10 protein-coding genes are annotated in these 13,322 nt (G+C 70.9%); 5 read left to right on the forward strand and 5 right to left on the reverse strand.

The genetic code is table 11. The annotated features are described in order from the left end of the window. Window positions 1–107: 107 nt before the first annotated feature. Window positions 108–2,975 (forward strand): helix-turn-helix transcriptional regulator, encoded by a 2,868-nt coding sequence (locus TR33_RS14765; protein ID WP_042283787.1) that lies wholly within the window; start codon window positions 108–110, stop codon window positions 2,973–2,975. A 57-nt stretch (window positions 2,976–3,032) separates the two neighbouring features. Here TR33_RS14765 and TR33_RS14770 read toward each other — a convergent pair whose 3' ends face one another. Then, window positions 3,033–4,394 carry a gamma-glutamylpolyamine synthetase GlnA2 gene (locus TR33_RS14770; RefSeq protein WP_014911719.1) on the reverse strand — a complete coding sequence of 454 codons (1,362 nt, stop codon included), beginning with the start codon at window positions 4,392–4,394 and terminating at the stop codon, window positions 3,033–3,035. Between the two features lie 247 nt (window positions 4,395–4,641). Further along, window positions 4,642–5,250: a dihydrofolate reductase family protein gene (locus tag TR33_RS14775; RefSeq protein ID WP_042283729.1), complete on the reverse strand. Its 609-nt coding sequence runs from the start codon at window positions 5,248–5,250 to the stop codon at window positions 4,642–4,644. 123 nt (window positions 5,251–5,373) lie between these two features. Here TR33_RS14775 and TR33_RS14780 point away from each other — a divergent pair, with 123 nt between their 5' ends. Further along, complete coding sequence (locus TR33_RS14780; RefSeq protein ID WP_017535087.1) at window positions 5,374–5,979, forward strand: TetR/AcrR family transcriptional regulator; 606 nt, start codon at window positions 5,374–5,376, stop codon at window positions 5,977–5,979. 1 nt (window position 5,980) lies between these two features. Here the strand turns inward: TR33_RS14780 and TR33_RS14785 are convergent, their stop codons facing one another. Together TR33_RS14785 and TR33_RS26920 are read right to left on the reverse strand one after the other, a co-directional pair. Continuing rightward, window positions 5,981–8,944, reverse strand: a complete 2,964-nt coding sequence (locus TR33_RS14785; protein WP_042283730.1) for a helix-turn-helix transcriptional regulator — start codon at window positions 8,942–8,944, stop codon at window positions 5,981–5,983. Further along, a complete protein-coding gene (locus TR33_RS26920; RefSeq protein ID WP_199806144.1) occupies window positions 8,944–9,093 on the reverse strand; it encodes a hypothetical protein in 150 nt (49 codons plus the stop codon). The genes TR33_RS14785 and TR33_RS26920 overlap by 1 nt, the downstream gene beginning before the upstream one ends. Before the next feature lie 385 nt (window positions 9,094–9,478). On the opposite strand from TR33_RS26920, the gene TR33_RS14790 reads away from it, so the two are divergent. The 3 genes from TR33_RS14790 (at window position 9,479) to TR33_RS14800 (ending at window position 12,660) form a co-directional block, all read left to right on the forward strand. After that, on the forward strand, window positions 9,479–10,141 hold the full coding sequence (locus TR33_RS14790) for a COG1361 family protein (RefSeq protein WP_042283731.1): 663 nt from the start codon (window positions 9,479–9,481) through the stop codon (window positions 10,139–10,141). A gap of 76 nt (window positions 10,142–10,217) precedes the next feature. After that, a complete protein-coding gene (locus TR33_RS14795; RefSeq protein ID WP_014909896.1) occupies window positions 10,218–10,556 on the forward strand; it encodes a hypothetical protein in 339 nt (112 codons plus the stop codon). Between the two features lie 298 nt (window positions 10,557–10,854). Continuing rightward, window positions 10,855–12,660 carry a carbohydrate-binding module family 20 domain-containing protein gene (locus TR33_RS14800; protein ID WP_042283733.1) on the forward strand — a complete coding sequence of 602 codons (1,806 nt, stop codon included), beginning with the start codon at window positions 10,855–10,857 and terminating at the stop codon, window positions 12,658–12,660. A gap of 10 nt (window positions 12,661–12,670) precedes the next feature. Here the strand turns inward: TR33_RS14800 and TR33_RS14805 are convergent, their stop codons facing one another. Continuing rightward, entirely contained in the window at window positions 12,671–13,291 is a 621-nt protein-coding gene (locus tag TR33_RS14805; RefSeq protein WP_234305851.1) for a M15 family metallopeptidase, read from the reverse strand. Between the last annotated feature and the right edge of the window lie 31 nt (window positions 13,292–13,322).

The raw sequence follows: 13,322 nt of genomic DNA on the forward strand, positions 1-13,322 counted from the left end.
CGCCCGATCCGTCGCCTCCGGGAATGGCCGACTTCGGCCGGGGAACGGTACGGAACCGAGCCCCGACACTCGACCGTGTGCCCCTCGTTCCGGGCATACTGACCTCTATGTCCCCCTCCGAGAGCTCGGTCTTCGTGGGCCGCGCACGCCACCTGGACCATCTCCTCACCGACGCCCGGCGTGCCCTGTCGGGGGAGACCCGGACGACCCTGCTGTGCGGGGACGCCGGGATCGGCAAGTCACGGCTGCTCACCGAGTACCTGGAGCGCACCCCCGTGGAGCGGACCGCTCTGGGGGCCTGCCTGGAGCTGGGGACGGAGGGCATCGCCTATGCCCCCTTCACCGCCCTGGTCCGCGCCCTGTCACGCGGTGGCGAACGGCCCTTCGACGACGTGGGGCTGGCCGGTCTGCTCCCGGGTGAGGCCGGGGGAGACGGTCTCCCCTCGACGGACGACAACGGGCGGGCCCGGCTGTTCGAGGCGGTGCTGACCCTCCTGGAGGAGCGTGCCCGCCCCGGCGGACTCGGTCTGGTGGTGGAGGACCTGCACTGGTCCGACGCCTCCACCCGCGACCTGCTGGTCTTTCTGCTGCGCAACCTGCACACCGTTCCGGTCCACCTCGTGGTCTCGGTGCGCGTCGACGACCTGCACCGCACCCATCCGCTGCGGCCCCTCCTGCCCGAGCTGGAGCGGCTGCCCCGAGTGTCCCGACTGGACCTGGGTCCGCTCTCTCGGGAGGAGGTCGCGGAACAGGCCGCCGCGCTGGGCGGATCCCCGCTCAGCGGCACCGACCTGGACCTGATCCACGAGCGCAGCGGCGGCAACCCCCTGTTCGTCGAGTCCTTCGTGGGCGTCGCCGACGGGGCCGGGGTCCCCGACGGGCCGCGTGAACTCCTCATGCGCCGGGTCGAGCCCCTCCCCGACACCACCCGCGAGGTCCTGGGGCTGGCCTCGGTCGCCGGAGACCGGGTCGACCACGCCCTTCTCTCGGCGGTGGCCGAACGTTCCGGGATCGGCGAGGACGAGCTGGACGAGGCCCTGCGTCCGGCGGTCGACGCCCGGGTGCTCACCGCGACCGACACCGGCTACGTGTTCCGGCACGCCCTGCTGGCGGAGGCGGTCGAGGGCGACCTGCTGCCCGGACGGCGGATCCGCGCGCACCGCCGCTACGCCGAGGCACTGGAGGCGGGGGTCCCCGGGCTGTCCGGCGCCACGACAGCCTTCCACCTGGCCCACCACGCCTACGCGGCGCACGACCATCCACGCGCCCTCGTCGCCTCCTGGGAGGCGGCCGAACGGGCGCTCGTCTCGGCGGCCCACCCCGAACACCTCGATCTGCTCGAACGGGTCCTGGAACTGTGGGAATCGGTGCCCGACGCCGCCGAACGGCTCTCCCTGCCCCGCAGCGGGGTTCTGCTGCGGGGCTGCCTGGCCGCGCAGGTCACCGGTGACCTGCGCCGCGCCGTCGACCACGCCACCGAGGGGCTCGCCGACCTCGACCCGGAGACCGACCTCGAAACGTCCGCCCGTCTGCTGGTGGCGCGGGCCCGCGCCTACAAGGACCTGGGCCGTACCGCGGCCCTGGACGACCTGCGGGCCGCCGCCCGGCTCCTGCCGGAGGGCCACGTCGAACAGGCCGCCATCACCGCCGCCACCGCCTCGGTGCTGATGCTCCAGGGGTTCGAGACGGAGGCGGAGGAGTTCGCGCGGTCCGCCGTCCGCCTGGCCCGGTCGGTCGGTGATCGGGCGAGCGAGGCCGACGCCCTCGTCACCCTGGGCACCCTGCTGGAGGCGGTCGACTCGAACGAGCCGGAGGAGTTGCTCCGTGAGGGGATCGGGATAGCCCGGGAGACGGGTGAGGTCCAGGTGGAGCTGCGCGGACTCAACAACCTGGCGAGCAACATGCATCGGCGTCTGGAGATCGAGCGCGGCCTGGAACTGTCGTGGGAGATCCTGGAGCGCTGCGCCGAGCTCGGGGTCCTGCGCAGTCAGGGCGGCGGTTACGCCAACGGGGTCGCCCTCTACCTGATCTCCCTGGGCCGGGTCGAGGAGGCCGAGCGGGTGTTGGCCGACCATCCCGCCGATGAGGACCTCATCGCCGCCCGCCGACAGGGGCTCATGATCCGGATCCACATGGCGCGGGGCGATTGGGAGGGCGTAGAGAGGGCCTTGGCCGCGTTCGTCCGTCTGCTGCCCCGCGATCGCAGTTCGGCGATGGAGTACCTCACCCACTACCACGGCCGGATGCTCCTGCTGGTGAACGGCCCGGAGCCCCGACCGGCCGAGGCCGCGCGTCTGGCCTTCGAGGGGGAGGAGGACATCGGGCTCATCGGCAACACCCGCCACGCCTACCACGACCTGTTCGTGTGGGCCGAACTGGTCGACCTCCTGCGGAACCGCGCCGATGCCGGGGACACCGAGCTCGCGGAGAGGCTGGCCGGGCTGTTGCTGGAGGTGTTGGAACGCGAGGACCGACCGACCACGCCGGCGGCCCGACTCGGCCGGCACCTGGCCCTCGGGTGGTTGGAGTCCGACCCCGCCAAGGCGCTCGAACACTGGGAACGGGCTCTGCCCCTGGCGGAGCGGGCCGACGTCCTCACCCGGATGGACGCCTGGTCCGGGGCCTTCCGCGATCTGCTCGCCCTGGGACGGAGGGACCGGGCGCGGGAGATGCTGGAGCGCGTCGAGGAACTGCACGGGCGCACCGGGCTCGGTCTTCCCGAACGGAACGAGCGGATGCGGGCCGCCCTGACCGCCTCCGCTCCGGAACGCGCGGTTCCGCCGGCCGGGTTGACCTCGCGTGAGGTGGAGGTGTTGGTGGAGGTGGCCCGGGGGCTGAGCAACCGTGAGGTGGGGGAGGCGTTGTTCATCTCGCCCAAGACGGTGAGCGTGCACGTCACGAACCTGATGGCCAAGTTGGGTGTGGAGAACCGGACGGCGGCCGCCGCCAAGGCCCGCGAACTCGGGCTCGGGTGAACACGGCCGAGGCCCCGCCGAACGGGCTTGGGTTCGACGGGGCCTCGAAGACCGACCTCAGAGGGTGGGCAGGTAGCGCTGTAGCTCGTAGGGCGTCACCTGGCGGCGGTAGGAGTTCCACTCCGCCTTCTTGTTACGCAGGAAGAAGTCGAACACGTGCTCGCCGAGGGTCTCGGCCACGAGCTCGCTGTTCTCCATCAGGCGCAGGGCCTCGTCCAGGCTCTGCGGAAGCGGCCTGATCCCCAGCGCCCTGCGCTCGGCGTCGGTCAACGCCCACACGTCGTCCTCGGCGCCCGGGGGCAGCTCGTACCCCTCCTCGATGCCCTTCAGCCCGGCGGCCAGGATCACCGAGTAGGCCAGGTAGGGGTTGGTGGCGCTGTCCAGCGAACGGATCTCGATCCGGCTGGAGTTGGACTTGCCCGGCTTGTACATGGGCACCCGGACCAGGGCGGACCGGTTGTTGTGACCCCAGCAGATGTAGGCGGGCGCCTCCCCGCCCATGCCGGCGGAGGCCGCCGGGTCGTCCCACAGCCGCTTGTAGGAGTTCACCCACTGGTTGGTGACGGCGGCGATCTCGTCGGCGTGTCGCAGCAGACCGGCTATGAACCCGCGCCCCACCTTGGAGAGCTGGTACTCGGCGCCGGGCTCGTAGAAGGCGTTGCGGTCGCCTTCGAACAGGGACAGGTGGGTGTGCATGCCCGAGCCGGGGTACTCGGTGAAGGGCTTGGGCATGAAGGTCGCGTACACGCCCTGCTCCATCGCGACCTCCTTCATGACCAGTCGGAAGGTCATGATGTTGTCGGCGGTGGTCAGCGCGTCGGCGTAGCGCAGGTCGATCTCCTGCTGGCCGGGGCCGCCCTCGTGGTGGCTGAACTCCACCGAGATGCCCATGGCCTCCAGCATGTTGATCGCGTTGCGACGGAAGTCGTGGGCGCTGTTGTGCGGTGTGTGGTCGAAGTAGCCGCCCGAGTCGTTCGGTTCGGGGAACTCCCCGTGCTCGGGGAACTTCTTGAGCAGGTAGAACTCGATCTCGGGGTGCGTGTAGAAGGTGAAGCCCAGATCGGAGGCCTTGCCGAGCTGACGCTTGAGCACGTGGCGCGGGTCGGCCGGCGAGGGCGAACCGTCGGGCATGAGGATGTCGCAGTACATGCGAGCGGTGCCGTGCGGTTCGTTGCGCCAGGGGAGCACCTGGAAGGTGCCGGGGTCGGGTTGGGCGAGCATGTCGGCCTCGTAGACCCGGGCGAACCCCTCGATCGCGGACCCGTCGAAACCGATGCCCTCGGAGAAGGCGGCCTCCAGTTCGGCCGGTGCCACCGCCACGGACTTGAGGTACCCGAGCACGTCGGTGAACCACAGCCGCACGAACCGGATGTCGCGCTCCTCCAGCGTGCGGAGCACGAATTCCTGCTGTCGATTCACGATCAACCTTCCTCGATGCCGGTCGGCCCCGGTTCCGGTCCGTCGACCTTGGAGCCCTACCGGACACGTCGTCCGGAACCAGTCTGCCGTGCGGATGTTTCCGGGGTGTTTCCCGAGCGTCCTGCCCGGTCCGTCCCCCCGCACACGCATTATGACCGTTGATCGAGGGCTCGCGGACCACACCGTGCCGAGGGCGTCCTCGGGGGCGGTGCGCGGTCCGCGAGCCGGTGGGGCGGGGCCGCGCCGCTCAAGGCGCTTCGGGTGTGATCCGGCGGAAGAGGGTGTAGTCGGCCCCGCCCTCGAAGGTGTGGCTCTCGACCCGTGCGAAGCGCGCGGGGTCGAAGGCGGCGCCCTCGAAGAGGGGGCGCCCGTGACCCGCGACGACGGGGTAGCGCTTGATCATGAGTTCGTCGATCTCGGGCAGGAGGGTGCCAGCGATGCGGGGGCCGCCGACGACGCAGATGCCCAGGGGGCCGTCCTCTCGCTTGAGTTCGCGAACGGTCTCCAGGGGGTCGCCGGCCACGATGGTGACGTTGGGATCGATGTCGGTGGGCAGGGAACGGGAGAAGACGTATTCGCGCATGTGGTCGTAGGGGCTGGTGATGCCCTCGTCGAGGGCGATCCGATAGGAGCCGCGGCCCTGGAGCATGGTGTCGAAGTGCTTGTTGGGCACGTCCAGACCGAGGTGGACGCGTGCGGCGGTGGGCAGGAGTTCGGGGTACTCCTCGACGTGGAAACGTCCGTTGTCCCCGAGGTCGCCGCCGGGGTCGGGCGCCTCGTAGAAGTCGTAGGAGCCGTCGGGCCCGCAGGCGTAGCCGTCGATCGAGACCGCGACGAAGTAGGTGAGGGTTCGCATACATCTCCTTGAGAGAAAGGGGTACTTCCGCGGCCGGTTGACCACTATGGTTGAAGTACTACGGATAAAGTACTCCATGCATAGTGGTTTGGCAACGGAAAAGACCCGAGGAGAGGAAGAACCATGGTCAGGAACCCGGAACGACGCGCCGCGCTGCTGGACGCCGCCATCGCGGCCCTCGCGGAGGAGGGCGCCCGAGGACTCACCTTCCGTGCGGTCGACACCAGGGCGGGGGTGCCCGCGGGCACCGCCTCCAACTACTTCGCCGACCGCGACGACCTGCTCGCCCAGACGAGCGTGCGCACCTACGAACGCTTCATGCCCGGACAGGCCGAGTGGGACGACGTGCTGGTCGGCCCCCGGGACCGCGCCAAGCTCGTCGAGGTCATGCGCGCCACGATCACGCGCATGGTCTCGGACCCCGAGGTCTACCTCGCCACCCTGGAACTCCAGTTGGAGGCCACCCGCCGCCCCGATCTGCGCCGTGACCTCACCGCGCGGGTCCGCGCCGACCTGGACGCCAACATCGCCTTCCACGAGGAATCGAGGATGCCGGGCGGCCGCGACACCGTCCTGATCCTCTACCTGGCCCTGAACTGGATGGTCACCGAACACCTCACCCTGCCGGGGGTGCTGGCGCCCGAGGGCGACCTGGACACCCTGGTCGCCCGGGTCGTGGAGGGGATCGTCCTGGACGCCCCGTCCTCCGACGGCGACGGCGCCGGGTGAGTCAGGCCACCCCGAGCCTTCGGGCGTGGGCTCCGGCGGTGGCGCGGTTGGGGACGTCGAGTTTGGCGAGGATGTTGGAGACGTGGACGCTGGCGGTCTTGGGCGAGATGAACAGGGCCTCGGCGATCCGGGCGTTGGTGGCGCCCTCCGCGAGCAGCCGGAGCACCTCCGTCTCACGGGCGGTCAACCCCGCCGGCGTCCTCGGGGCCGGGGCCTCGTCCGAGACCCCGACCCCGAGCCTGCGCGCCAACCCCTCGGCGGAGGCCGCCAAGGGGGACGCCCCGCACTCGACGGCCGTCGCGTACACCTGACGCACCCGGCACATCGCCAGATCACGATCGCGGGCGGCGCCGACCTCGGCCTCGCGCAACCGGGCCCGGGCCAGGTACAGCGGCATGGGAAGCGGCTCCCACGCCTTCACGGCGCCCTTCCACAGCGGACCCGCGTCATCGCCCACGGTCTCCGTGACCAGGGCGGCGATCGAGGCGGAATAGGCGGGCATGATCGAACCGACCACGTCCGTCCGTTCCGCCACCCGCAGTACCCGCTCGGCCACCTTCGGATCGTCGCCCTGGCGCGCGGCCTCGGCCATCGCCTCCAGCAACGGCCAGGTGTAGCCGGGGAACCTCTCCAGGGCCGTCCGGTTCAGGAGCGTCCGGGACAGGTCCAGCGCCTCCTCTGGATCGCCCTCGGCCAGGGAGGTGTCCACCGCGGCCAGGGCGTGCAGCTGAAGGACGTTCATCCGATGGGCGTTCAGTATGCTCCGATCTCCCTTGGGCCCCGTGGCCCGACGGGCCGCCTCCAGGTCGCCCTGGGCCGCCGCGGCGCGGGCCTGGACCGTCAGGACGCAGTGCACCCGGACCCGCTCGGTCGCGGCGGTCACCGTGTGGTCGGACAGCTCCCGGGCCTCGCCCAGACGCCCCATCTCGAAGAGGATCTCCGCCACGTTCTGGTGGTTGAAGGCCCGGTGCACCGACGCCCAGCCCAGCCGATCGTGTCGGGCCAGGGAGCTCCGCAGGACCTCCATCCCCTCCTCGTGCCGGCCCAGTTCTCGGAGATGGTGGCCGAGGTTGCCCGCGCCGCGCGCTTCGAGTATCGGGTCGGTCAGCTCCACCGCGCGCAGGGTGCCCCGCTCCATGAGCGGGCGTCCCCCTTCGACGTCGCCCTCCTCCATGAGCAGACCGCCCAGGACGATCAGGGCGTCGACCTCTCCCCGGGGATCGGCGGTCTCCTCCCGGGTGGCCACATCTATGGCACGCTCGGCCAGCGCGCGGGGGCCGAGCCCGGCCCTGAGCAGTCGGGTCAGCAGCCGTTGGTCGGGGGTCTCCTCGCGGTCGGCCCGTGCCAGACGGCTCTCTTTGGCGAGAGCGGCCAACAGCCGCGCGTACCCCGGCATATGCGGCGGATGCATCTCCAGGGCGCGCACCAGGTCCGGCAGCCCACCGTCCCGCACCCCCTGGGACAGGGCCTGGCCGCGTTCGCGGAGCAGGACCGCCCTGATCATGCGGGTCTCATCGTCCTCGGGTTCCTCGGGCAGTTCGGCCAGGGCCGTGTCCAAGAGCTCCAGGGCCCGCTTCGGGCGTCCCGAGTCCAACGCGGCGCCCGCGGCCCGGTCCACGACCTGGGCACGGGAGCGGTTCTGGACCCGTTCCCGCGCGTCGGGCACCCGGTCCCACAGGTCCAGGACCCGTTCCACCATGGCCAGCTCCTCGTCGAAGGCCAGGGCCTCCCCGGCCCGGACCGCCGCCCACCAGGCGGCCTGGAGCGCTCGCGGCAGGTCGTGGGCGGCCTGGTAGTGGTGCGCCTGCTCGGCGGCGCGGCGCTCCGAGGGGACCGTGTCGGGATACTCGTCGATCAGTTGGGCGAACCGCAGGTGGAGGCGGGCGTGCGGCCCGGGGAGGATCTCCCCGTGGACGGCGTCGCGCAGCAGGGCGTGCCGGAACCGGTAGTCGGTCCGCCCCGCGCGCAGCACGTTCGCGTCGACCAGGAGGCGCAGAGTCGCCTCCAGTTCCCGTTCGGGGAGACCGACGGCGTGGTAGAGCGTCTCGTGTTCGACACCGCCGCCGATGGCCCCCGCCGCGACCGCGTGCAGGACGCTCCAGGCCGTCTCGTCGAACCGGTGGAGCGGTTCCAGGAGCAGGTCGCGGAAGTGGTCCGGCAGGTCGGGGTCCTCTTCGGTCGGGCAGGTCTCGGCCGAGGCCAGGGCCTCCACGTACAGGGGGACCCCTTCGCTGCGCCGGTAGAGGGAGTCGATCTGGGAGGGGGTGAGATCGTCGCCCCGGATCGCCCGGGCCTGGGCGGCCACCTCCTCCCGGGTGAGCGGTTCCAGATGGATCCGTCCGACCCCGGGCAGGCGTTCGAGCGCGGGCAGGAGACGGCGCAGCGGGTGGGAACGGTGCAGATCGTCGCTGCGGTAGGTGCCGATGATCTGTACGCCGGGGCGGTCCAGGTTGCGGACGAGGAAGACCAGGAGGTCGCGGGTGGCCCCGTCGGCCCAGTGCAGGTCCTCCAACACGATGGTGACGCCCTCTTCCCCGCCGAGACCGCCGAACAGGCGCAACAGCTGTTCGAAGAGGATGCCCCGGTTCTCCCGTCGGTCCCGCGGCGCCTCGCCCAGTTCGGGCAGGAGCCGCGCGAACTCGCCGATCCCTCCCGGGGCCGCGGTCTCGAAGACCTCTCGGCCGAGGTCGCGCAGGACCTGGCGGAGCACCGCGGTGAAGGGGGCGTAGGACAGTCCGTCCTCGCCCAGTTGCAGGCAGGCTCCGGCGAACACGGCGCCCCGGGTCCGGGTCTCGACGAACTCGGAGACCAGACGGCTCTTGCCGACCCCGGCCTCGCCGCCGACCAGCAGCGTCTCGGAGCCGCCGGAGCGGGCCCGTTCGGCCTGGTCGGCGAGGAGACGGAGCTGGTCCCGGCGGCCGACGAAGACAGGGCTGATGTCGGAGATAAGGGGCATGGCGCCCATTATGCTCTCCGGGCCCGTCGTTCCGGGCGACGGCGGTCACGCCTCTCCTGCTCACGCAGTCGACGGGCGCGCCGCGCGAGTTCGGCCTGGCGGAGACGCTCGTCGCGCAGGGCGTGGGCGTTGGCGGAACGAAGGTCGTCATAGGTCATGGGGTCCCCCTCGGATGTCGCGGGATCGGTGCTCTTCCGACCCGCTCACGACGATGCCGCTGAGAACCCCGGGGCCACATGGGGAGAAATACCGCTTTCCGCGGGCGCGATCCGTGAGCCGGGCACCCCCGTCTAAGACCTCCGTGAGATCTCCTAAGACACCCCGAGCCTTCGGGCCCACCCATCATGCAGAGGCATAACAGGTGGCCTTTCCTGATATGAGGGGCATGTCGGCCATTATGACCCCCGTTTTCACGGTGAGTGGTCGGCCACCAGGGGGCCCGGTCCATCGAGATAGAGGTGCGGGGCGTGTCACCACCCCCTGGAACGGCGTGACCCGTAGTTGTCTGTTGGTGTCACAGCGTGGATACCAGAGAGGTACGGGATGACGCCGGACGGTTTCGGGAACGGTGGCGGGCGCGTCGACGCGCGGGGATCGGGGCGCGCGAGGGCGAGCGCGGTCCTGGGGGTGGCGGCCGTCCTTCTGCTGTCGTCCGCCCCGGTGGCGGCGGACGGCGAGGGGGGCTCCTCGGAGGCGACGCCCTCGGAGTCCGGTGCCGAGGCGACGAGCGTGGCCCTGTCCGGGGACGCTCCCTCGCCGATGCCCGGCGAGGAGTTCGTCTACCGGGCGACGGTGACCAACGACGGGGCCGAACGCGCCGAGGGGGCTCTCCTGGCCCAGCACGTTCCCGCCCCGCTGGAGGTGGTGGAGGTCGGCCAGGACGGTGTATTGGAGGAGGGGGTCGCCAACTGGCGGATCGACCTTCCCGCGGGGGAGGAGGCCGTGCGCACCGTGCGGGTCCGGGTCTCCGAGACGGCGCCGGCCGACGCCAGGGCGGTGAGCACGGCCTGTCTGCTGTTGGACCGGGACGAGGAACCGACGGCCTGCGCGAGCGAGACGCTCCTGATCGCGGAGCCGACGATGTTCTCCCGGGTGGGCGACGTGTTCGACCGGGACACGATGATCCGCGCGATGGGCGCGGGCGCGTTGATGTTGCTGGCGTGGATGTTCTGGCGCCAGTGGGGCCCCGCCGCCCGCCGCGCCTGAACGGGTGTCCGATTCGTTACGTCATGGGGGACGCTGTGGCGGACGTGAAAACTACAACGCGTAGTAGTGTGTCGGCATGGACATTCTCTACTCGGTGCTCGTCTTCCTGCACATGATCGGCCTGGCCGGCATCATCGCCGGTTTCCTGATGCAGTTGATGACCGACAACGTCAAGGCCACCAAGGTCATGCTGCACAGCTCCCTGCTCCAGTTCGTCACCGGCCTGCTGCTGGTCGGCGTCGCCGAGATGGGCGACGTGGCGGAGATGAACCACATCAAGATCGGGGTCAAGCTGGTCGTCGCCCTGACGGTCGTCGTGATCGCCGTGCTCAACCAGCGCAAGCCCGCGAAGAACCTGGCGATCACCGCCGGGGCGCTCGCCGTCCTGAACATCGCCGTGGCGGTCTTCTGGTAGGAGTCGAGGGCACCGGTAGTGTCCTGGCCGGATCTTCGCCGGGGGCGGGTCGGATTCCGACCCGCCCCCGGCTTTTTCGTGCCTTCGCGCCGGCTCCTCTTGCTGACATCTTGCGGAAAACTTGCGCGTGTTTTCGTTGAGGTCATCGGTATCGCGCGGATGAAGGGGAGGTGAGGGGCGGTTCCCAGGGGGAGATCTCCGTGTTACCTTCGTCACGCTCACGCAAACTCTTGCAAGTACTGCAAGAGAACGACGGTGGGGTGGTGTGTCCCCACCGCGGAACCCCCAAGGAGCGCACATGAGAACACCCCGGCTCGGCGCCCTGGCCGCGGCCGTGTTGTTGGGAACCGGCCTGCTGACGGCCCCCGCCACGGCCGCCGCCGACGCGGCACCGCCCTCCCCGACCCCCGCCGCGGCCCAGGAGGCCGGCGACACCATCGTCCACCTCTTCCAATGGAACTGGGACTCGGTCGCCGCGGAGTGCGTCGACTTCCTCGGTCCGCGGGGCTACGGAGGCGTCCAGGTCTCCCCGCCCCAGGAACACGTGGTCGTCCCGACCGCTGAAGGTGGGAACCACCCCTGGTGGCAGGACTACCAGCCGGTGTCCTACCGCATCGACAACACCCGGCGCGGCACCGCCGAGGAGTTCCGGAACATGGTCGAGACCTGTGCCGACCAAGGCGTCCGGATCTACGTCGACGCCGTCATCAACCACATGACCGGCCCCCGCGAGAACGAGGGCCCCGGCAGCGCCGGAACCGACTGGGAACTGTACGAGTACCCCGACCTGTTCGGCGACGGCGAGGCCTCCTACACCTACGAGGACTTCGGCCCCTGCTACGAGACGATCGAGAACTGGCAGGACAAGGAGGAGGTGCAGAACTGTCAGCTCCTCGGACTCGCCGACCTGAACACCGGTGACCCCGAGGTCCGGGCACAGATCGTCCGCTACCTCAACGGGCTGGTCGCCCTGGGGGTCGGCGGCTTCCGCGTGGACGCCTCCAAGCACGTCCCCGAGGACGACATGGGCGCGATCATCGGCGCCTTGGACGAGGTCCCCGGCTTCGGCGGCGCCCCGCGCGTCTACCACGAGGTCTACGGCGACCAGACGATCCCCTACACCGCGTACACGCCCTACGGTCAGGTCACCAACTTCGATCACCAGCGCAATCTCGCGTCGTCCTTCGCCGACGGGAACATCGCCGACCTGACCTCGATGCCCGACTTCGGCGGGCTCACCGGTGACGAGTCGGTGGTCTTCGTCGACAACCACGACACCCAGCGCTACGAGCCGACCCTCACCTACCTCGACGGCGACCGCTACCACCTGGCCACCGCCTTCATGCTCGCCCACCCCTACGGAACGCCCGTGGTGATGTCGAGCTACGACTTCCGGGGCAACGTGAGCGAGGGGCCGCCCAGCATCGGCGAGGTCGACGGCAACCCGGCCGGATGGATCACCGCCGACAGCGACTGCTCGGGGAGCGACTGGGTCTGCGAGCACCGGAACGAGACCGTCGCCGGCATGGTCTCCTTCCGCAACGCGGTGGAGGGCACCGACCTGACCGAGCGCCTGCGCGACGGGTCGGCGCGCGTGGCCTTCGACCGGGGCGAGACCGGTTTCGCGGCCTTCAACGCCTCAGGTCAGGCCTGGTCGCTGAGCGCCCCGACCTCCCTGCCCGACGGCGCCTACGACAACGCCGCCGGCCCGGGCACCGCCACGGTCGCCGACGGCCGGGTCACCGCCACCGTTCTCGACGAGGGCGCCCTGGCCCTGCACGTGGGCGGCGAGTGCGAGGAAGGGTGCGACGGCGGGGGAGAGGGGCCCGGCGAGCCGGGGACCCTGACCGCGACCGTCGAGACCCGTCCCGGTCAGGAGGTCCACGTGGTCGGTTCGACCCCCGAACTCGGCTCCTGGGAGCCCGCGAACGGGGTGCGCCTGAGCACGGACGCCGACGCCTATCCCGAGTGGCGGGGGAACGTCGACATCGCCCCCGACGCCGAGTGGAAACTCGTCCGTGTGGACACCGACGGCACCGCCGACTGGGAGCCCGGTGACAACCGGGTCGGCCCCGCCGCCGCGGTCACCTGGGGTCGCGGCTGATCCACGCCCCTCAGCGCCCTCGATTCTCGTGGTCGGGGGCGCCTCCGCGTTCCTCGGAGGCGTCGGCGAGCGGGGGCGGGCACGGCTCCCCGGGGTCGACGGTCAGCTCGTAGTGCCACATCTCGTTGGCGTAGGTCTGACAGAGCCCGTACTCGTACCCGAAGCGGGAGAACCAGTCCGCCGCGTTCGTGTACCCGATGTCCACGGCGTCCCCGTGAACGTGGGAGGAGGTGTCGGGAGCGGCCACCCACCGGCGAGCCTCCTCCTCGTCGCCGTGTTCGCGCAGCGCCTCCTCCCACAGGTGTTCCTGATAGCGCTCGCTCCGCCAGCCCCCGGTGACGATCACCACGTCGACCCCGGAGTCCAGGGCGTCCGCCGCGGCCTCTCGCACCGCGGCCAGCAGCTTCGGATCCAGTCCGGTCAACGCGGGGACGTCGGCGTCGACCTCCAGCCCCTCGCCGACCGGAACGTACCCGTCGGCCTCGGTCGGTTCGTCGGATCCGCCCACCGGTCCCGGCAGCACCAGCAGGGCACCGCCGCCCTCGACACCCTCCGGCGGGGCCGCGCAGCCTCCGGCCGCCAACACGGCCGCCAGGGCCGCGATCATCGTCCGACGGTGTACCGCACCCACGGGTCTCCCCCTTCGTTCGGAGCCGGGCCGG

This window comes from Nocardiopsis alba (genome assembly GCF_000710955.1).
Lineage (GTDB): Bacteria > Actinomycetota > Actinomycetes > Streptosporangiales > Streptosporangiaceae > Nocardiopsis > Nocardiopsis alba.